The organism is Hymenobacter sp. BT559, from assembly GCF_016427535.1.
In the GTDB taxonomy this organism is placed as follows: domain Bacteria; phylum Bacteroidota; class Bacteroidia; order Cytophagales; family Hymenobacteraceae; genus Hymenobacter.
Window position 1 is genome coordinate 710,998 of sequence record NZ_JAELXV010000002.1, and the last position, 19,691, is coordinate 730,688.

Below are 19,691 nucleotides of genomic sequence, written 5' to 3' on the forward strand. Positions count from 1 at the left end.
TTTGCCATGAGCCAACTAACGCCGCTTCAGCACCCTTCGAGCACGGCCGTTGGCTCGGTAGTCCCGCGCCGGCCCACCCCCGAGCTGCACAACGCGCCCGCCGACTACACCTACGACGGTAGTTTTGAGGGTTTGCTCACGGTGCTGTTTCGCATCTACGACCGCCGCTCGGCGCCCAATAGCATTCAGCCCGAAAACGAGGCGCAGGGTGGTTTGTTTGCCCAAGCCGTGGCCGTGGATACCGACGAAGCCCTGGCCACTCGCACCTGGGACGGCCTACTGCGCTTTATGCCCGAGCCGGCGCGGGCGCGGCTCTACCACGTGTTTCTGAGCGAAGACTCCGAGCGCGAGCTGCTCATTTTTCGCTACGCCGACATGGCCCTGCGTGCTGGGCGCGACATTTCCGAAAACTACGCCGATGCCACCGTGCGCCGCTGCCAGCGCCTGGCGCAGCAACTCTTCCGCGAAAAGCACCGCATGGAAGCCTTCGTGCGCTTCGAGAAAAGCCAGGACGAGCTGTTTCACGCTACTATCGAACCCGATTTTGACGTGCTGCCGCTCATTGCCAGCCACTTTACCAAGCGCTACGCCGACCAGCGCTGGCTGATTTTTGATAAAAAGCGCCACTACGGCTTGTACTACGACCTCACCCGCACCGACATTGTGGAGTTTGAAACGGCGGGCGCGGCCCCGCGCCGGGGCGAGGTGTTGGCCACGGTGCTCGACGAGCGCGAGCCGCTCTTTAAAATCTTGTGGCAGGCGTATTTCGACCACGTCAACATCCCGGAGCGCAAGAACCTCAAGCTGCACTACCGCCACATTCCGCGCCGCTACTGGAAGTACCTCAGCGAAAAGCAGCCCCGCGAGCGCCGCTTCGAGCCTATCAAAAACAAGCGCGGGCCCAATGCCCTAGGAGAGTAGCGTGCCGCTGGCTGGCCCTAGGTACTTGCCCGCGCCGGTAGAATTAAAAACCGCGTTACGCACCTAGCGGCCGTAATTTGCGGGCTCAATTCTGCATCTTCAGCTACATGAGCACTATTCTGGTTTTTGGGGCCTCGGGCCAATTGGGGCAATGCCTGGCGCACGTGGCCAAGGAGCGTACTACGCAGGGCCTCATCTTCCCACCCGAAGACCAAGCCAACATTCTTGACCCCGCCAAGCTGCGGACCCTGTTTGAGCAGCATAAGCCCGCTTATGCCATCAACTGCGCCGCCTACACGGCTGTAGATAAGGCAGAAGACGAGGTAGAGCTGGCCCGTAAAGTAAACCGCGACGGCGCCGAGAACCTGGCCCGCCTATGCGGCGAGTTTGGCACGGTACTCATCCAGATTTCGACTGATTTCGTGTTTGCCGGCACCGGCAACCAGCCGCTGCTCGAAACCGACCCGGCCGAGCCCATCAGCGTCTATGGCCTCACCAAGCTGGAAGGCGAGCAGGTGATTTCGCCGCTCACCGACAAGTACTTCATCTTGCGCACCAGCTGGCTGTATTCGGAATACGCCAACAACTTCGTGAAAACCATGCTGCGGCTGGGCCGCGAGCGCGACGAACTGCGCGTGATTTGGGACCAGGCGGGCACGCCCTGCTACGCCATTGACCTGGCCGGCTGCATCCTCACCATCATCGAGCAGCAGAGCACTGCCTATGGTATCTATCATTATAGCAACGAAGGCGTTACCTCGTGGTACGACTTTGCTACGGCCATCTTTGAGCTGAGCGGCCTGCCCACGCGCACCGTGCCCATCCGCACGGCCGAGTACCCCACCAAAGCCACCCGCCCCGCGTACTCGGTGATGGATAAAACCAAAATTAAGCAGACCCTAGGGCTGCAAATTCCGCATTGGCGTACCAGCCTGCAAACCTGCCTGGGGCGGCTGGCGTAACGCACTACCAACTCCTGAATCAGCTGCCTAGGCTAGTGCCTGGGCAGCTTTTTTATGCCGCGCTGGCAAACAAATGCCGGCCCCATTTCTTTGCGTAGTACATGGCCGTATTTCTCCTGCGAATTGCGTTTCGCAACCAGCCCAATGGCAGCGATTTTTTGCTGACCGGCCGGGTTTACCCGCCTACTATAACTATCAAAGCCGGTGATTGGCTGGTGGTAGCGGGCATGAAAATCTTGATAAAACAAGTAGTGTCTACTGATTATCAAGGCGTCATGCTGACTATCAGCCAAGACGCGGTAGAAACGCTGCGGCGCTCGGGCATCGCCCTCACCAAGCTCTACGGCACCGAGATTCTGCTTGAAAGCGCGGCTGAATAGTTGAAGTTGAGCGGATGCTACCGCCCGTAATACCGGTGCAGCGCCAGCGCCAGCAGCACAAAGGCGCTGCCTACGGCGCACACGCCCGGCCAGCCGTAGTGCATCCAGGCCAGGCCACCTATTACCGAGCCCAGCGAGCCGCCCGTAAAGTAGCCTGTCATGTACACCGTGTTGAGGCGGCTGCGGGCCTCGGGGCGCAGCGAAAACACCAGTGTTTGATTGGAAATGTGGGCCGACTGCACGCCCACGTCGAGCAGAATAATGCCCAGCACCAGCCCCACCAGGTAGCCGCCGCCCACGCCTAGTAATAAGTAGGCTCCCAGTGATAGCGCCAGGCTGATGGTGAGCGCGTAGCGCGAGCCGCGTGTGTCGGCTATTTTGCCGGCCAGCGGGGCGGCTAGGGCACCTAGGGCCCCCACTAGCCCAAAGAAACCGGCCACGTCGCTGCCGTAGTGGTACACCGGGCTGGCCAGGTAAAAGGTCAATGAAGTCCAGAAAACGCTGAACGCGGCGAAGATAGCCCCGCCCACCAGCGCCGAGCGCCGCAGGTCGGGCAGCTCGCGGGTGAGGGTAAGCAGCGACTGCATAAGGGCCGCGTAGCCATCGGCGAAGGCGGGCCGGCTGCGCGGCAGGCGCCAAGCCAGTAGTGCGCCTAGGGCCAGCATCAGCCCACCCGCGCCGGCAAACACGGTGCGCCAGCCCAAGTGCGCCCCCGCGTAGCCGCTGATGGTGCGCGAGAGCAGAATGCCGATGAGCAGCCCGCTCATCACGCGGCCCACGATGCGGCCCCGGTCGGCCTCCGGGGCCAGGGTAGCGGCCATGGGCAGAAGCAGCTGCGGTACCGACGAGCAGATGCCGATGAGTACACTTGCCATCGCTAGCAGCCCAAACGTGGGCGCCAGCGCCGCGCCGCCCAGGCACAGGGCCGCCGCGGCTAGCATCCATAAAATGAGATTTTTGCGCTCCAGCATGTCGCCCAACGGTACTACTAGCACCATGCCCAGCGTATAGCCTACCTGGGTGGCCGTGGCCACGAGACTAGCCCGGCTGTCGGAGATGTGAAACGTGCGGCCGATGGCCACCAGCAGCGGCTGGTTGTAGTAGATATTGGCCACCACCAGCCCGCAGGTGAGGGCCATTAGCCACACCAGCGCGGCATCGAGCTGCTTGGTGGCTGAGGTAGCCGCAGCGGAGGGGGCAAGGGGTGACTTCGTAATTAGCGTGTCGGACATGGGAAGCGATAGACAGAGCGCGGGATAGCAGCTACCAGATAGCAGAGAGGAATTAACCCCTAGGCCCCCCCGATAGTTACACGCTCGCCGCAACTTGCCCGCGGGCGTTGCGTTTGCTTGGCATGAGCCGAGGATTTGTGAAAGAAGATGATGCGCAAACGCCGCCCATCGTGCCACCCCGCGCCGCCCTGCCGGCCGGTACGCCCAACTACGTTACCCCTAGTGGTCTGCTCCAGCTACAGGAGGAGCTAGCTGAGCTCGAAGCCACGCGTGCAGAAGCCGCTGCCAACCGCGACAATGACACCGACCGAAGCCACCGCCTTTCGCTACTAAATGGCCGCTTAGCTCTGCTCACCGACCGCTTGGCCACGGCCAAGGTCATCGACCCCACCGCCCAGCCGCCCGGCGAAGTTCGTTTTGGCGCTACCGTCACGCTCCGGACCCTAAGTGGGGGCAAGGTGGGCTTCGAGCGCACGCTCACCCTGGTGGGCGTTGATGAAGCCGATGTGGCACTAGGTAAGGTTGGGTTCGTTGCGCCCATTGCCCGCGCCTTAGTTGGCGCTAAGCTAGGGCAAGCCGTTTCCCTGCCTCTCGGGCCCAAGCCGGAAACGGTGGAAGTAGTGCGCATCAGCTACGCTTAGTGCGCCTAATATTTAGATATGAGTCATAGTAGTGCATTTTGCCCGCTAAGCAGAAACGAAGTATGACGCCTTGTGATGAAAGGCTCGCTTCAGAAGCAAGACTTATAGGTGCCTACTGAAGCGATAAATGCTGCTTTCTGTACGCGCCCGGCGTCAGCCCCTCGTATTTCTTAAACAAAGCTTGAAAGTATGACAGGTTGTTAAACCCCGCCCGCAAGCACACCTCGGCCACGGTGGCGAGCGGGTGGCTCAGCAGGCGCTTGGCCTCGGCTAGCCGCTCGCGCACGATATACTCGACCGGCGTCAAGCCAAACTCGCGCTTAAACAAGCGGAAAAACGTAGCCTTGCTCATGCAGGCTACCGCGCTCAGCTTCTCGACCGGCAGCGGCTCGGCGAGGTGCTGCCGGATATACTGTGCCACCGCCGCAAAAGGGTGCGCGGTAAGATGCTTGGTATAATCCTGGAAAATGAGCTGGCGGGCCTGGGTCTGCATCAGGCGCACCAGCAGCTCTTGCAGGGTGAAGCCAGCGAGCACGTCCTTGGCCGCGTCGGTGGCGCGCGATACGGCTACCAGGCGCTCTAGGGTGCCGGTGAGCTCGGGGGTATTGGTGAGGTGGGCGTAGTCGGGGCCGGCCAGCGCCCAGGGCTGCGTGGATTCCGCTTTGGGGTAGCGTTCATTCAGTAGGTCAACGGTTTGGCGGATGGTATCGGGCGCGATGGCCACCGCCAGGCACTGCGTGGGCTGGCACAGGCAGGCGTCGGGAAAGTCGATTTCCATCAGTTCATCCTCGCCTACTACTACTGACTCGCCGGGCAGGTAGTCGAAGGCCGGGCGGCCGGGTAGGTGCATCACTTTTTTGCCCCGCAGCATAGTCGTCAGCGACAGTCCCTCCAACCGCAGCGGCACCCGGTGGGCGGCACGGTGCGTCTCGAAGATGTTGAGCTCAAAGGCATCGAGGGCGAAAACCGTGCGGTTTTCGACCAGCGAGTGCAGCCGCTCCAGCGCTAGGGGTGGCACAGCAGCGGGCAAATGAACGCGGGTAGGCATAGCGTAGGAGAGGAGATTATGAACCCGCTTGTCATTGCGAGCGCAGCGAAGCAATCGCACCCAAACGGAACCTGAATGGCATGGCTAAGCAGGTGCGATTGCTTCGCCACGCTCGCAATGACAAACGTATTCTTTATAAGTAAGTACTCACTTCAACTTGCGGCAATTTCAACATTTTTTGCGACAATACCACAGTCAGCCTACCTAGGGTGCGGCCCACCTTTGCCGTGTTCCTTAACCCTTCCAATAATCCCACCTCATCATGGCCGAAGTTCTTGAAGCCCCCACCACTTTGGTGGCCCGCCCGCAATTCAAAAACCACTACGATAACTTCATCGGCGGCAAATGGGTAGCGCCCGTGAAGGGCCAGTATTTTGATAATCCGTCACCCATAGACGGCAAGGTATTTACCAAAGTGGCCCGCAGTACCAAGGAGGACATCAACCTTGCGCTCGACGCGGCCCACGAAGCCTTCAAAACCTGGGGCAAAACCTCGGCCACTGAGCGTAGCAACATCCTCAACAAAATCGCCAACCGCATCGAGGAAAACCTGCCCTTTTTGGCGGCCGTGGAGTGCGTTGAGAATGGCAAGGCCATTCGCGAAACCACCTACGCCGACCTGCCGCTGGTGGTCGACCACTTCCGCTATTTCGCCAGCGTCATTCGGGCCGAAGAAGGTAGCGCCACCGAGCTGAACAATAGTACCTTGTCGCTTAATATTCAGGAGCCCCTAGGGGTGGTGGGCCAGATTATTCCTTGGAACTTCCCGCTGCTAATGGCCACCTGGAAGCTGGCGCCCGCCATGGCCGCCGGCTGCTGCGTGGTAATGAAGCCCGCCGAGCAAACGCCCGCCAGCATTATGGTGTTGATGGAACTGATTGGCGACCTCATCCCGGCCGGCGTCGTGAACGTGGTCAACGGCTTTGGCCTCGAAGCCGGTAAGCCGCTGGCCTCGTCGCCGCGCATTCACAAGGCCAGCTTTACGGGCGAGACGACCACTGGCCGCCTCATTATGCAGTACGCCGCCGAAAACCTGATTCCGGTGACGATGGAGCTAGGTGGCAAGTCGCCCAACATCTTCTTCAAGAGCGTACTGGACCACGACGATGACTTCCTCGACAAGGCTATTGAGGGGGCGGTAATGTTCGCTCTCAACCAAGGCGAAATATGCACCTGCCCCTCGCGGATGCTCATTCAGGAAGACATTTACGACGAGTTTATTGCCCGTGTCATTGAGCGCGTGAAGGCCATCAAGCTCGGCAACCCACTCGATATGACTACGATGATGGGCGCGCAGGCTTCTAATGACCAGTTCGAAAAAATCCTGAGCTACCTCGAAATCGGCAAAGCCGAAGGTGCCGAGGTGCTGGTAGGCGGCGACGCCTACAGCCAGGCAGATGGCGCGCTCGGCGAGGGCTACTACATTCAGCCCACCATGTTCCGAGGCCACAACAAGATGCGGATTTTCCAGGAGGAAATCTTCGGTCCGGTGGTGTCGGTCACGACATTTAAGACGGTAGAGGAAGCCATTGAAATTGCCAACGATACACTCTACGGCCTAGGTGCCGGCGTGTGGACCCGCGATGCCCACGAGCTGTATATGGTGCCCCGCGCCATTGAGGCTGGCCGCGTGTGGGTAAACTGCTACCACGACTACCCGGCCGGCGCCCCCTTCGGCGGCTACAAAGCCTCGGGCTTCGGCCGCGAAAACCACAAGATGATGCTGGCCCACTACCGGCAGAATAAAAACATGCTGATTAGCTACAGCGAGAAGCCGCTAGGTTTCTTCTAGGCCACGCTAGTCAGGCATCAAAACTGTCATGCTGAGCTTGCGAAGCATCTTATCACGCTAGATTATTCCGAACGTGATAAGATGCTTCGCAGGCTCAGCATGACAGTGTGTTTTACAGCATCATTCACCAAAATTCTTCTTTTATGTCCACCGCCCGCGTCCTCTGCACCCAAGCTGCCGAAGCTACCATCGACCTACTACGCGACGAGCACGGCCCGCTCATGTTTCACCAGAGTGGCGGGTGCTGCGATGGCTCATCGCCGATGTGCTTTGCTAAGGGCGAGTTTCGAGTGGGCGCCAACGACGTGTGGCTGGGTCGCATTCACGGCTGCGATTTCTTTATGAGTGCCAGCCAGTTTGAGTATTGGAAACACACCCAGCTCACGGTGGACGTGGTGAAGGGCCGCGGCGCCAGCTTCTCGCTGGAAATCCCCCTAGGTGTGCGGTTTCTCATTCGCTCGCGGCTATTCACGGCGGAGGAAGAAGCCGATATGGCCCCGGTTTTCGCGGGCGACGAGTACCCGGTGGAGGTGTGAGGTTATCGAGCTATAAAAGAAAAGCGGCCGCTGCCAAGTCTGGCAGCGGCCGCTTTGCGTAAGCTAAAAGCTTACTTGAAATTGCCTATTCTAAGCACGATGGAGGCGCCGGGCGTGAAGTCGCGCACGAAGCCAAAAGAGTGGTCTTCCGGCACATTGTCTTCGGTGGCGCTGCCTTTTGTGTCGCCAAACTCCACGCGGAAGCTGATGGCGGTCAGATGCCCGCTTGCATCAAATGCAAGCCGGTCGTAGTCCAGCGCAATGCCGTCCTTGGCTACTTCTTGCTTGATAGTGGCCAGCTGGGCAAAGGTCGTTTGGCGGTTAAAGAAAACGGCCACCTTCTTGGCGGGCGCGGCCACGGGCGGGTGCATGGGGAGCCTAGGTGCCGCCGAAGCCGCCGTAGCCAGTAAAGCGCAACTCAGAAACAGGTATTTCATAAGAAAACTGGAGTAAAAGCCTTGCCCCGTGCAAGTGCCCGCTAAGCTACTACTTATTTGTGAGTCAAGAGGTTTTGGCGTATTGGCCGTGAGACCCCACCCCCAGCCCTCCCCTCCGGGAGAGGGGAGCCGACCATTGAAAAATGCAGATAGTAAAAGAGCCTTCAGTGTACTACTAAAGGCTCTTTTGTCTTAAAAAAACTTGTCAGGCTCCCTCTCTCCCGGAGGGGAGGGGGCCGGTGTGGGGTAACCACCCTAGGTTCCCAATTCCGGCGGCGTTTCGTCTTTGCGTTTGCGCTCTTCCGTCGCTTTGTCGTTCTCATTCGCCTCCGAGGGGCCGGCGGGGTGCGTGCTTTCGCCCTGCGAGCCGTGGCCCTGGTGGCCGTGCTCTTCGGGCTTGTAGTTGGCTTCCATCTCGGCGAGCTTCTTCTTGCCGTAGGCCAGTTTGGTGATGTTCAAGAACAGCACTGGCACGGCGAAAATGGCCAGGAAGGTGGCCGCTAACATCCCGCCCGTCACGGTCCAGCCGATGGTTTGGCGCGATACGGCACCCGCACCCGAGGCGAAGGCCAGTGGTAGCACACCTAGGATAAACGCTAGCGAGGTCATAATAATGGGGCGCAGGCGCAGGGTCACGGCCTCCATCGTGGCGTCGAGCACGGGCATGCCCCAGTCCACGCGCTCTTTGGCAAATTCTACAATCAGGATGGCGTTCTTAGCCGCCAAGCCGATAAGCGTAATCATACCAATCTGCGCGTACACGTTGTTGGTGAGCTTAGGCACCAGCGTGAGCGCCAGGATGGCGCCGAAGATGCCCAGCGGCACCGATAGCAGCACCGAGAAAGGCACCGACCAGCTTTCGTACAGCGCGGCCAGCAGCAGGAATACAAACAGAATCGACAGGCCAAAGATGATAATTGTGCTGTTACCGGAGCTGATTTCCTCGCGGCTCAGGCCCGAGAAGTCGTAGCCATAGTCGGCGGGCAGGGTTTGGGCTGCTACCTCTTTCAGCGCCTCAATGGCCTGGCCCGAGCTATAACCCGGCTTGGCGTCGCCGTTGATTTCGGCCGAGCGGAACAGGTTGTAGTGCGAGATGAGCGGCGCGTTTTCGACCAGCTTGTAGGTCACGAGCGAGCTCAGCGGCACTTGCTGACCCTGCTGATTCAGCACATAAAATGAATTCAGCGACGACACATCCTTGCGGTAGAAGGTGTCGGCCTGCGCCACTACCCGGAAGTTGCGCCCGTATTTGGTAAAGTCGTTGACGTAGGTGCTGCCCATGTACGTCGAGAGCGTATTGAACAAGTTGGTGAGCGGCACGCCCAGCTTCTTGGCCTGCTGGCGGTCTACGGTGAGCTGATAGCCAGGCGTTTTGGCCGTGAAGAAGGTATAAGCCCGTGCTATTTCGGGGCGCTGATTTACGGCCCCCACAAACTTGTTGACGGTGGCCTCAAACGCCTTGATGTCGGTTGAGGCTTCGCGCTGCTCTAGCATAAAGCTGAAGCCGCCTGTGTTGCCAAGGCCCGGAATAGCGGGTGGTGGCACCACCACGATGTTGGCCCCTTTTATCACCGAAAACTCTTTTTGCAGCTGCCCAATCACGCCATATAGCTGCTGCGATTCTTCCTTGCGGTCGTCCCAGGGCTTCATCTGAATGAAGAACGTGCCGCTGCTCGACTTGAAAGAGAAGTTCAGCGCGTTTAGGCCGCTAATGCCCGAGGCGCTGCGGATAGCCGGCACTTTCTCGCGCATAATCTTAGCCATCTGGTCCATGATGACGCGGGTGCGGGTGCTGGCCGCGCCCTGCGGCAGCTCGACCGAGATAAACAAACGGCCTTCATCCTCAGTCGGGATAAAGCCCGAAGCCTTGGTTTTAAACAGCCCGTAGGTGCCGCCGTACACGCCCAGCAGCAAGATGCCCACCAGCGGCGCGAAGCGCAGGCAGCGCTTTACGCCATTAGCGTAGGACTTCGTAACGCGCTCAAACCACTGGTTGAACTTGTAAAACAGCTTGTTGATACCCTTCGAGTCGGCCGTTTGCTCGGTGGGTCGCATCATGAGCGAAGTGAGCGCCGGCGTGAGCGACAAGGCGATAAACGCCGACAGCACTACCGAAATAGCGATGGTAATGGCGAACTGCTGGTATAGCTTGCCCACGATGCCCGGAATGAAGCCCACCGGCACGAACACCGCCGCCAAAATCAGGGCAATGGCGATAACCGGAGCCGTGATGTCCTTCATGGCCTTTTCGGTAGCCTCGCGCGCCGATATTTTCTCGGTATCGATATAGTGCTGCACGGCTTCCACTACCACAATGGCGTCATCGACCACGATACCAATAGCTAGTACGAAGCCAAAGAGCGTCAAGGTATTAATAGTAAACCCTAGGGGTAGAAACACGATGAACGTACCCACAATGGCCACCGGCACAGCCAGCACCGGAATGAGGGTAGCCCGCCAGCTTTGCAGAAACAGGAACACTACTATCGTTACCAGCAGCAGGGCCTCGCCCAGCGTGTGCACGACCTCGTTGATGGATACTTTCACTACCGTGACCGACTCAAACGGCACGCTGTACGCCACATCGGGCGGGAACTTGGTCTTGAGCTGATTGAGGGCGGCGTACACGCCTTCGGCGGTTTCGAGGGCATTGCCGCCCGGCACCTGGTTGATGAGCAACAGGGTAGCCGGCGCGCCATTCACAAACGAAGCACGCGAATAGTCGAAGCTGCCGAGCTGCACGCGGGCAACATCTTTGAGGTACACCACCGAGCCATCTTCAGGCTTGGTGCGCACGATGATGTTCTCAAACTCCTCGACCTTGCTCAGGCGGCCGTTGACAAAGAGCGTGTACTCAAAGGCTTGGGCATTGTATTGCGGGGCCGAGCCCACAGCACCCGCCGCCACCTGCACGTTTTGCTCGCGCAGGGCATTGGTTACGTCAATGGCGCTGAGATTGAGCTGGGCCAAGCGGTCGGGCTTGAGCCAAATGCGCATCGAGAAGTCCTGGCCGATGCTCTGCACGTCGCCCACGCCCTTCACGCGCAAAAGCGCATCGCGGACGTAGATGTTAGTGTAGTTGTCCAGAAACTTGATGTCGTGGGTGCCCTTGGGTGAAGTCAGCGCCGCCACCATTAGGATGGTCGGGTTCCGCTTCTTTACCGTGAGACCTAGGCGCTTCACCTCATCAGGGAGCTGGGGCTGGGCCACGCTCACGCGGTTTTGCACGTCAAGCGTCGCAATGTCCACGTTAGTGCCAATCTCAAACGTCACGTTGGACGAAATGCGCCCGTCGCTCGTCGCGTTCGAAGACAAGTAGGCCATGCCCGGCGTACCGTTTACCTGCGTCTCGATGGGCGTGAGCACGGTTTGCTCTACCGTGAGGGCGTCGGCCCCAGTGTAGCTGCCCGATATCTGCACCACCGGCGGCGAAATATCGGGGTACTGGCTAATGGGTAGGCTCCGCAGGGCCAGCACCCCTAGCAGCACCAGTACTATCGACACAACGATGGCCGTGACCGGCCTTCGGATAAAAACGTCAGATATCATTCAGGAAAGGATAGAATATTGAAATTGAGGCTCGTCGCTCGTGAGACCCCACCCCCGGCCCCCTGGCCCCTACCCCCTCCGGGAGAGGGGGAGTCTTTCTTCAGGTCATGCAAGCCAACAGTCGGCTCCCCTCTCCCGGAGGGGGTAGGGGCCAGGGGGCCGGGGGTGGGGTCCTGCGCCTAGGAAGCATTACTTTCCAGCACTAGCCGGAGCCGCACCACCTTGCGCATTCGCCGGCTTGCTTGGGTCGCCGACCTGAATCTTCGAGCCCTCATGCAGGTTCTGGATGCCGTCGGTCACGATGGTTTCGCCGGCTTTCAGGCCCTGGCGCACCACGGTTTTGTCTTTTACCTTGGTGCCGGTTAAGACTTTGCGCTGCGAAACCTTGCTGCTGTCGCCCACTACGTACACGTAGAACTCGCCCATCTGCTCGGTTACGGCGCGGGCCGGAATCACGAGTTGCTCGCCGGTATCTTGGTTGAGCACGCGCAGGGTTGTATTCATACCGGCCTTGAGCAAGCGCCTAGGGTTCGGAAACTGTACGCGCACCTTCAAAGTACCCGTTTGCGGGTCCACAGCGCGGTCGATGGTAACGATTTTGCCGGGCAGCTTATAGGTCTGGCCGCCGGGCACTTGTAGCGTAAAAACTGAGTCCTGCCGCACGCCTTTGGCTTGCTGTAGCTTGGTAAAGCGCGCAATATCCTGCTCGCCAATGTTCACATCCACCGCAATAGGGTCTTCGGCCGATACGGTGTTGATGAGCGTCTGGCCTTGGGTCACAAGTCCCCCCAGTTTCACCTGTGCGATGCCGATGGTGCCGGTGAGCGGCGCCGTAATCACGGAGTGGCGCACGTCGAGCTCTACGCTGCGCAGCGCGGCCTGCGCGGCCGCTATCTGCGACTGCGCATTGGCTACGTCGGCTTTGGAGATGTCAACTTGCTGCAGGGCAATAGCGTCCTGCTCGGCCAGGCGGCGGTAGCGCTCAGCGTCTTTGGCCACGCGCACGTAGTTGGTGCGGGCCACCTGCAGCTGGGCGCGGGCCTGGTCGGCGGCGGCAGCGTAGCGCGTGCGGTCAATGGCGTAGAGCCGCTGGCCTTTGGTCACCTTTTGGCCATCCTGCACATAAATATCTGTGAGGTAACCCGTTACTTCGGCCAGTAGCTGCACCTCATTCAGGGGTACTACGGTGGCGGGGTAGGTGTCGGCGCTCACTACATCTTCGGCCTGCACCTTATACACGGCCACGGGCGTGGCGGGCGGCGGGCCGGCTTGTTTGGCTTCCTCTTTCTTGCCGCAGGCGGCCAGCAACCCCGCAAGCAGCAGGGCCGGCGCCACGCGGCCCGGAGCGATTAGGTTGAAATTTCTCACTGGTTAAACGTAATGTTGCCTAGGGCGCGCTGCACGTCCAGCTTGCTGGATAGCACATTAAACAACGCATTGTAGTAATTGAGCTGAGCCGTGCGCAGGTCGGCCTCGGCGATGGTTAGCTCCAGAAAAGTCTTGATGCCCTCGCGGTACTGCAGGTTGATGACGCGGTACACTTCCTTGGCATCTACTAGGTTGTCTTGCAAGGCGTTGAATTGGCTCAGCGCGCCTTTGTACACACCTAGGGATTGGTCGTATTCGGTGGTTATCTGGTTTTTGACGTCAAATAAATCCAGGTCGAGGCGCTCGTCTTGCAGGCGCGCTATTTTCAGGTTTTGCAGCCGCCGCAGGCCCGTGAAGAGAGGCAGCGCAAACTGCGCGCCGGCCTGCTGGTTGGGGTAAGCCGTCTTGTACAAGTCCGAAAATTGGTTGTTTTGGTACACCCGGTTGTAGTTGTAGAAGCCCGACAGCGTGGGCAGAAAGCCGTAGCGGTAGTAATCGATGTTGATGCTCTGCAACTTCTTCTGTGTCAAGAGCTGCTGAATTTCGATGCGGCGCTCGGGCACCAGCCGCTCGGCGGTGTCGAGCTGGGCTTCGCGCACCATTTGCAGCGTGTCGTACTGCAAGGCCAGCGGCTTTTCGGGACCTAGGCCCATGAGCTGCTTCAGGGCCGAGTACTTGCCAGGCAGCACGGCGGCCGTGGTGCGGCGCTGGGCGTAGGCATTGCGCAAGGACACGGAAGCCCGCAAAAAGTCGGTTTTATCAACCACACCCACGTCGAGCTTGGCCTTCGAGTCTTTCACCTGCAGCTGCTGGCGCTGAATGGCCTCGTCTAGGATGGCCAGCTGCCGCTCGGTCAGCAAGATGTCGTAAAACGCTTTGCTGACGTTGGTTACCACGTCAATCTTGTTGGCCGTGGTCGTTTGCTGGTACACCTGCCGCGTAGGGCGCACTGAGCGGGCGGCCCGCAACACGTCGTTGCTAAACAGCAACTGGCTGGCTGCCACGCCCAGCGTCGAGGTGTTATTCAGGCCGATGCGGATAACCTGCTGCGGCCCCGTGGGGTCGGTAAGGTTGGGAAAAACTGCCGTGGGCAGCTGAATATTACGGGTGTAGATACCCGTAGCATTCACCTGCGGCAGCCAAGCCGATAGCCCGATGCGGATATTTCGCTCGCCAATTTCCTCATCTAGCTGCGACTGCCGCACCACGGGCTGGTTGCGCAGGGCAAACTCGACGCATTGCGCCAATGAGGCATTGCTCGGGATGGGCTGCGAAGCTGGCGCGCCCGGCGCCTGAGCCTGGGCAGTAGGGAGTACCAGTGCACTACTGCCCAAGACTATAAAAAGAACGGCTAGCCTACTCTGGAGCTTCCAGAGCCGGGCTAGCCGATAAAAATCACGACGTATTCGTTTGCTCGACATCAACTAGCTTTTTCAAGTATCGGCTACTGCTAAAGGCAACCGAAGCTTAAGAAGCCAGATATCAGGCAAATGTTTCGAGGAACATCACTACTTCTTCACGCGCACGGGCAGGTCTTCGAGCTGCGCGTAGCTGAGCTTCCAGCTGCCGTCGCTGGCTTTTTTCCACAGAAACATGAAGTTGCCCTCGCCTACGCCCGCGGTTGGGTCAGTGGAAGTGGGCAACACATCTACCGAAAATGTACCAGCCTCATAGGCCGTATTGGCATCGCTGCCCGAGCTCACTACGCTCGTCTTCAGGTTGGCGATAGTGTTGATTGTCGGCGTAATCCACTTGTTAGTGATTTCCGACTTGCCGCTGAAGTGCGTTTCGCCTTGTAAGAACTGGGCATCATCGGCTAGTAGCGATGTCGCTTTGGCGGCGTCCTTGCTATTCCAGGCACCTAGAAACTGCTGGTCGAGCTCGGCTACGCTTGCATTGCCGGTAGTAGAGGCCGGTGCGCCGGCCGCGGTAGCATTGTCTTTATTGCCAGAGCACGACGCCAACAAGGCCGCCGCGCAAACCAGCGTTAGATAGGATTTCATAACCTAAAAGGGTTTTGGGAAAAAATAGAAGGGGCGGAAAGTACGAAAAACCCAGGCCGGTGGACCTAGGTTTTTCGGATTTACTCAAACTTGGGGGTGATTACCAGCTTTTGCGGCGTACTTCGGCCGTGGGGTAAGCGGCATCGGTCTGGCCATACTGCGAGTTAGGCAAATAGCCAGCGGCGAGTGCGGTGGTGGGCTCGGCAGCGGGGGCCAGGGCCTGGGCACCCGCTACCCCAGCCGCAGCGGCTAGGGTAGTAGCGCCAGCCACGCGGGCAATGCTGCCAGGGTTGGCAGCTACCGAGCGGCGCTCGGCGGCCGCGGCGCGCTCGGCGGCATCGGCACGGGCGTTGGCAGCCGCGATGCGGCGGTTGGCGGCGGCGCGCTCGGCGGCCAGGGCCGCGGCTTTCTTACGCTTGTTGTCGATGTGCTTGCCCACGCCGTAGCCGATGCCGGCACCAGCTGCGCCGCCGATGGCCCCGCCTACAACACGGTTACGCTTGTTGATGAGCGCACCACCTAGGATGCCAGCGGCACCCCCGATAGCGGCCCCCTTGCCCTGCGGGCTCCAGCGGCGCTGAGCCTGGGCTTGGTGGCCAGAAATGAGGCTGAACAGCAGCATCGGAATGAGGAATAACCAAGAAGTGCGTTTCATGGGAAGGGCTAGTGAAAAGCTAGAAGATGAAATTGGTGGGTGAAGAGGGAAATACAAGCACTGTGCCAATTACGACAGGGCTCGAAAAGTGGTTTGTGCCGCCGAGCCTAACTGTGGCTTGCCGAACCCGCAAGTTCTTAGCACATTTATAGTTGGCGCACCAGCACGCGTACGTCCACGTTGCGGCCGTGGTCGTCGGCGCAGGAAATTTTAACCTCGCCGGTAGGCGGCCGGAAAAAAACGCGCTCCGTGGTTTTGGCGGCGCGCAAAAACTGGTCGTTCACGTACCAGTATACCTGGCGCACTTCGGCCGCGGCGGCGCAGCTCAGTAGCAGCTGCTGGTCGGCGGCATCGAGCACGTATTCGGCGTGGGCGGCCGGCGACGTGATGGCGAGGGGTGCCGCTGCATCGGGGCCGTCGGCGCTGCTGCCGCGCACTAGGCGGCAGGCGGGGTTGTGGGGCGGCAGGCGGCGCGTAGGCTGGCCCTGGGCTTCGCGGTAAGCCAGCACCTCGGGCAGCACGTTTGGGTACAGCTCACGCCGGTAGCCAGCGGCCGGCACACAGGCGCGGCAGTAGCTAAAAGTGCCGTCGGCGGCTACCAACACTTCCTGCTGGTGCTGGCAGCGGCGACTGGTAGAGGCGCCGGGTAGGTAGTAGTCAATAAGTTGGTTGGCGCAGTGCTCGCCGGGTACTAGGCCAGTCTCGGCGCACACCAGCCGAAAGTCGAGGCTAGCGGGCGGCGCAAACCACTCATTGGTAGAGTTATAAGCCAGCGCATTGAACAGGTCGAAGAGCAGCGGCGAGGCCACATCGGCACCGGTGAGGGCCGGGCTGCCCTGCCCGCTAAAGTTGCCCACCCACACCCCAATGGTATAGTCGCGGTTGTAGCCGATGCTCCAGGCGTCGCGGCGGCCGTAGCTGGTGCCGGTTTTCCAGGCGATGCGCGGCAGGTGGCGGCTGCTGGCGGCATCCACGGGCAGGTCGGGCCGGGTGCGCTGGGCCAAGATATCGGTGAGCAAAAAGGCGGCCGCCTCGGAAGTGATGCGGCGGCCGGTGAAAGGAGTGCCTCGTGAGGTAAGCTTTACCGGCGCATACATCCCGCCATTTGCCAGCGCCGCATATAGCCCCGTCAGTTCTTCCAAGGTGGCGCCGCAGCCTCCCAAAATGGTACTCAACCCCAACCTAGGCGCATCGCGCGCCACTTGCCGAAAGCCCGCTTGCCGCAGCGTGCCCGTAAAAGCCGGCACGCCAACTTCTGACAAAACCCGCACGGCCGGGATGTTGAGCGAATAGGTGAGGGCCCGCTCCATGGTCACCTCACCCTGGCAATGCTTGTCGAAGTTTTCGGGCCGGAAGCCTTGAAAGTTGGTGGGCACGTCGGGTAGCACGGTCTTGGGCGTGAGCAGGCCACGGTCGAGGGCCAGGCCGTAAAGCAGCGGCTTGAGCGTAGAGCCCGGCGAGCGTACGGCCCGTACCCCATCGACCTGCCCCAGCGCGGCGGCATTTTGGAAATCGGCCGAGCCCACATAGGCCTCCGCGGCGTGCGTGCGGTTATTAACCACCAGCACAGCTGCCTGCGAAATGCCCAGCGTGGCTAGGCGGCGTACGTAGTTGCGAGCCAGGTCCTCGGCTTTGGCCTGGGTGGCCGGGTGCAGCGTGCTGTGGATGAGCGGCGTGCCCGGTTGCGCCTGCACCAGTCGCCGCGCTAGGTGCGGGGCGAGGGTAGGGGCGGGGTGGCGCTGGGCATTGAGAGGCTCTAGCAGCGCGTCGGCAATGTCTTGCGGCGGAAAGAGGTGCTCTTGCCCGAAGTACTGCAGCCAGCGGTTGCGCTCCTGCAAAATCTGGGCGTTGTTTCGGCCCAGCACCAAGCCGCTAGGTCGGTTCGGAATGATGGCCAGCGTCACGGTCTGGGCCAGCGACAAGTAGTGAGGCGGCTGCTGAAAGTAGAGCAGCGCCGCTGACTTCACGCCCTCAATGTTGCCACCGTAGGGCACCAGGTTGAGATAAAGCTGCAAAATCTCGGCCTTGCTGTAGTGCGCCTCCAACTGCGTGGCGCGCAGCATTTCGAGCAGCTTATTGCCAAAAGTGCGCTCTTTGGGCTCGAGCAAGCGCGCCACCTGCATGGTAATGGTGCTGGCCCCCGTGGTGCGGCCGCGGCCCAGCAGGTTGCGCCCTGCCGCCTGCACCAGTGCCACGGGGTTTACCCCTAGGTGGTAGCGAAAGTACTGGTCCTCTTTAGCGATAATGGCCGTTTGCAACGCCGGGGTAATCTCGGGTAGCTCGGTTTTCATCCGCCACTTTTGGGTGGGGTTGAGGTAAGCATGCAGCACAGTGCCATCTTGCGCCAGCACCAGCGGCGAATATTGCGGAGCCAACGGCAGCGGAAACAAGCGGTCGAGCACTAGCGCTAGCAGACCCACGAGCAGCAAACTCCCACCTAGCTGAAGAAACCACCGTTTTCGTGCGCTGCGCATCCTCAAAAATAGGGCGCTGGCAGTGCGAATACGGCATAGCTAGGCCGCTAGCGCTGGCTTAATTCCTACCTAATTGTTGGCTCGGTGCCGCGGGCTATTTTGCTGGCCCTAGGTGCACCCGAAACGTGGTGCCCTGGCCTTCCGTGCTTTCTACCTCAATGTTGCCCCCTTGGGCCTGCACCAGCCGGTTTACCAGAAACAGGCCCACCCCTGTGCCCTCGGCAGCCGTTGGGTGAAAGCGCCGAAACAGCTGAAACAGCTCGGCGCCGTGTTGGTCTAAATTAATACCTAGGCCATTGTCTTGCACTTCGAGCACCGGCTGGTCGGCTGTCCAGTACGAGCGAATGTCCACGCGCGGAGCCCGTGCGGGGTGGCGGTATTTGAGCGCGTTGGTTACCAGGTTGAGCAAGATGGTGCGCAGGTTGCTGCGCACACAGGGCACTTCGGCCAAGGCGCTAAAATCGAGCTCAACCACCGCCTGGGTATCCCGCACCTGCGGACGCAAGGTATCGAGCACATCGGCGGCCAGCTCGGCCAGGGCCACCGGCTCGGGCACCTGGGCGGTAGGCTGGCGGTTTTCTTGCACCACGGTGGCCAGGTCGTCGATAGTGGTGCTTAGCGCGTGCAGCGACTTGTGCATGTAGTGCAGCAGCTGCGCATCGGCGGGGTTGGTGAAGGTGGCGGTTCGACGAATTTCCTCAAACAGCCCGCGCAGGTTGTTTACCGGCTGGCGCAGGTCGTGCGAGGCGGCGTACACAAAGTTGTCGAGGTCGGCATTGGTGCGGGCCAACTGCTGGTTGGCCGCTTGCAGCTCGTGGTGGTAGCTAGCTTGGTACTGGCGCCACTCGTTTTTTTCGATGGCGTGGCGCACGGTTTTGCCCAGCAGCTCGCGGTCAAAATGACCTTTTACTAAGTAGTCGAGGGCCCCGCTGTTGAGGGCGCGCACAGCTAGCGACTCGCTGCCGCTGCCGGTTATCATCACGGCGCACAGGCCATTGGGCGGGGCCAGCGCTAGCAACTGACCTAGGAGCGCCAGGCCGTCGGTGTCGTGCAGGTTGTGGTCGAGTAGCACACAGTCGGGCTGCAGCTGCTGAAAGAGCGCCACCGCTTCTTCGCCCGAGGTAGCCTCGTGCAGCGTCAGGCGCTCCTCATCGCCCTGAGGCTTCAGGTAGCGCTTATAGAGCAGTCGGTCGTGCTCATTATCGTCGACCAGCAATATTTTCTTCACCGCAGCCAGCAACTAGGAGTGGAGCACGGGTAGTTCCGAGGCTCCCAACCAATAATCAATAGTAAGGCGAATTTTTTCTTCCAGCTCGCTATACGAGATGGGTTTGGTCAAGTAGCTATTGGCCCCCAGGCGGTAGCAGTCGTTTACATCGCGGCTGCTAGAGGAGGTGCTGAACATGATAACCGGAATATTGTGCAGCTGTGGGTCATGCTTCACTATGTCGAGCACCATGCGCCCATCGGTGCCCGGCATGTTCAGGTCGAGCAGCACAATGGCGGGCAGCGTTTTGGGCCAGGCCGGGTGCTTGCCGTAGCCTTGCAGGTATTCCAGGGCTTGGTCGCCGTCGGCGCAGCGTAGTACCGGGTTTTGCAGCGCATACTTACGAAAAGCCCGGCCTAGGGCCAGGAAATCTTCGGCGCTGTCTTCCACCACCAGTATGGGTAGGAGAGAATTATTAGACACGTC

Annotated in this window: 17 protein-coding genes; 6 read left to right on the forward strand and 11 right to left on the reverse strand. The window is 60.1% G+C overall.

Features of this window, described 5'->3' with window-relative positions:
• The first annotated feature begins 6 nt into the window (after positions 1-6).
• The 3 genes from JAO77_RS09580 (at position 7) to JAO77_RS09590 (ending at position 2,263) form a co-directional block, all read left to right on the forward strand.
• Positions 7-921 (forward strand): TIGR03915 family putative DNA repair protein, encoded by a 915-nt coding sequence (locus tag JAO77_RS09580; RefSeq protein WP_198990134.1) that lies wholly within the window; start codon positions 7-9, stop codon positions 919-921.
• Positions 922-1,028: 107 nt separating this feature from the next.
• A complete protein-coding gene (rfbD, locus tag JAO77_RS09585) occupies positions 1,029-1,883 on the forward strand; it encodes a dTDP-4-dehydrorhamnose reductase (protein WP_198990135.1) in 855 nt (284 codons plus the stop codon).
• A 101-nt stretch (positions 1,884-1,984) separates the two neighbouring features.
• A complete protein-coding gene (locus JAO77_RS09590) occupies positions 1,985-2,263 on the forward strand; it encodes a hypothetical protein (protein WP_198990136.1) in 279 nt (92 codons plus the stop codon).
• 17 nt (positions 2,264-2,280) lie between these two features.
• Here JAO77_RS09590 and JAO77_RS09595 read toward each other — a convergent pair whose 3' ends face one another.
• Complete coding sequence (locus JAO77_RS09595) at positions 2,281-3,495, reverse strand: MFS transporter (protein WP_198990137.1); 1,215 nt, start codon at positions 3,493-3,495, stop codon at positions 2,281-2,283.
• A 122-nt stretch (positions 3,496-3,617) separates the two neighbouring features.
• Here JAO77_RS09595 and JAO77_RS09600 point away from each other — a divergent pair, with 122 nt between their 5' ends.
• Positions 3,618-4,136 carry a GreA/GreB family elongation factor gene (locus JAO77_RS09600; RefSeq protein ID WP_198990138.1) on the forward strand — a complete coding sequence of 173 codons (519 nt, stop codon included), beginning with the start codon at positions 3,618-3,620 and terminating at the stop codon, positions 4,134-4,136.
• A 112-nt stretch (positions 4,137-4,248) separates the two neighbouring features.
• Here JAO77_RS09600 and JAO77_RS09605 read toward each other — a convergent pair whose 3' ends face one another.
• Entirely contained in the window at positions 4,249-5,184 is a 936-nt protein-coding gene (locus JAO77_RS09605; RefSeq protein WP_198990139.1) for an AraC family transcriptional regulator, read from the reverse strand.
• A gap of 262 nt (positions 5,185-5,446) precedes the next feature.
• Between JAO77_RS09605 and JAO77_RS09610 the strand changes: the two genes are divergently transcribed.
• Positions 5,447-6,976, forward strand: a complete 1,530-nt coding sequence (locus tag JAO77_RS09610; RefSeq protein ID WP_198990140.1) for an aldehyde dehydrogenase family protein — start codon at positions 5,447-5,449, stop codon at positions 6,974-6,976.
• A gap of 143 nt (positions 6,977-7,119) precedes the next feature.
• A complete protein-coding gene (locus JAO77_RS09615) occupies positions 7,120-7,512 on the forward strand; it encodes a DUF779 domain-containing protein (RefSeq protein ID WP_198990141.1) in 393 nt (130 codons plus the stop codon).
• Positions 7,513-7,583: 71 nt separating this feature from the next.
• Here the strand turns inward: JAO77_RS09615 and JAO77_RS09620 are convergent, their stop codons facing one another.
• The 9 genes from JAO77_RS09620 to JAO77_RS09660 form a co-directional block, all read right to left on the reverse strand.
• Positions 7,584-7,949 (reverse strand): hypothetical protein, encoded by a 366-nt coding sequence (locus JAO77_RS09620; RefSeq protein ID WP_198990142.1) that lies wholly within the window; start codon positions 7,947-7,949, stop codon positions 7,584-7,586.
• A 255-nt stretch (positions 7,950-8,204) separates the two neighbouring features.
• A complete protein-coding gene (locus tag JAO77_RS09625) occupies positions 8,205-11,498 on the reverse strand; it encodes an efflux RND transporter permease subunit (RefSeq protein ID WP_198990143.1) in 3,294 nt (1,097 codons plus the stop codon).
• A 189-nt stretch (positions 11,499-11,687) separates the two neighbouring features.
• Positions 11,688-12,866, reverse strand: a complete 1,179-nt coding sequence (locus JAO77_RS09630; RefSeq protein ID WP_370549991.1) for an efflux RND transporter periplasmic adaptor subunit — start codon at positions 12,864-12,866, stop codon at positions 11,688-11,690.
• Positions 12,863-14,200, reverse strand: a complete 1,338-nt coding sequence (locus JAO77_RS09635) for a TolC family protein (RefSeq protein ID WP_198990144.1) — start codon at positions 14,198-14,200, stop codon at positions 12,863-12,865. Before JAO77_RS09635 ends, JAO77_RS09630 begins: the two co-directional genes overlap by 4 nt.
• A gap of 174 nt (positions 14,201-14,374) precedes the next feature.
• On the reverse strand, positions 14,375-14,869 hold the full coding sequence (locus JAO77_RS09640) for a YybH family protein (protein ID WP_198990145.1): 495 nt from the start codon (positions 14,867-14,869) through the stop codon (positions 14,375-14,377).
• 100 nt (positions 14,870-14,969) lie between these two features.
• Entirely contained in the window at positions 14,970-15,524 is a 555-nt protein-coding gene (locus tag JAO77_RS09645; protein WP_198990146.1) for a YMGG-like glycine zipper-containing protein, read from the reverse strand.
• A 146-nt stretch (positions 15,525-15,670) separates the two neighbouring features.
• Positions 15,671-17,944, reverse strand: a complete 2,274-nt coding sequence (pbpC, locus tag JAO77_RS09650) for a penicillin-binding protein 1C (RefSeq protein WP_370550092.1) — start codon at positions 17,942-17,944, stop codon at positions 15,671-15,673.
• A 148-nt stretch (positions 17,945-18,092) separates the two neighbouring features.
• On the reverse strand, positions 18,093-19,226 hold the full coding sequence (locus JAO77_RS09655) for an ATP-binding protein (protein ID WP_198990148.1): 1,134 nt from the start codon (positions 19,224-19,226) through the stop codon (positions 18,093-18,095).
• Between the two features lie 12 nt (positions 19,227-19,238).
• A complete protein-coding gene (locus JAO77_RS09660; RefSeq protein WP_370549994.1) occupies positions 19,239-19,688 on the reverse strand; it encodes a response regulator in 450 nt (149 codons plus the stop codon).
• Positions 19,689-19,691 lie beyond the last annotated feature (3 nt).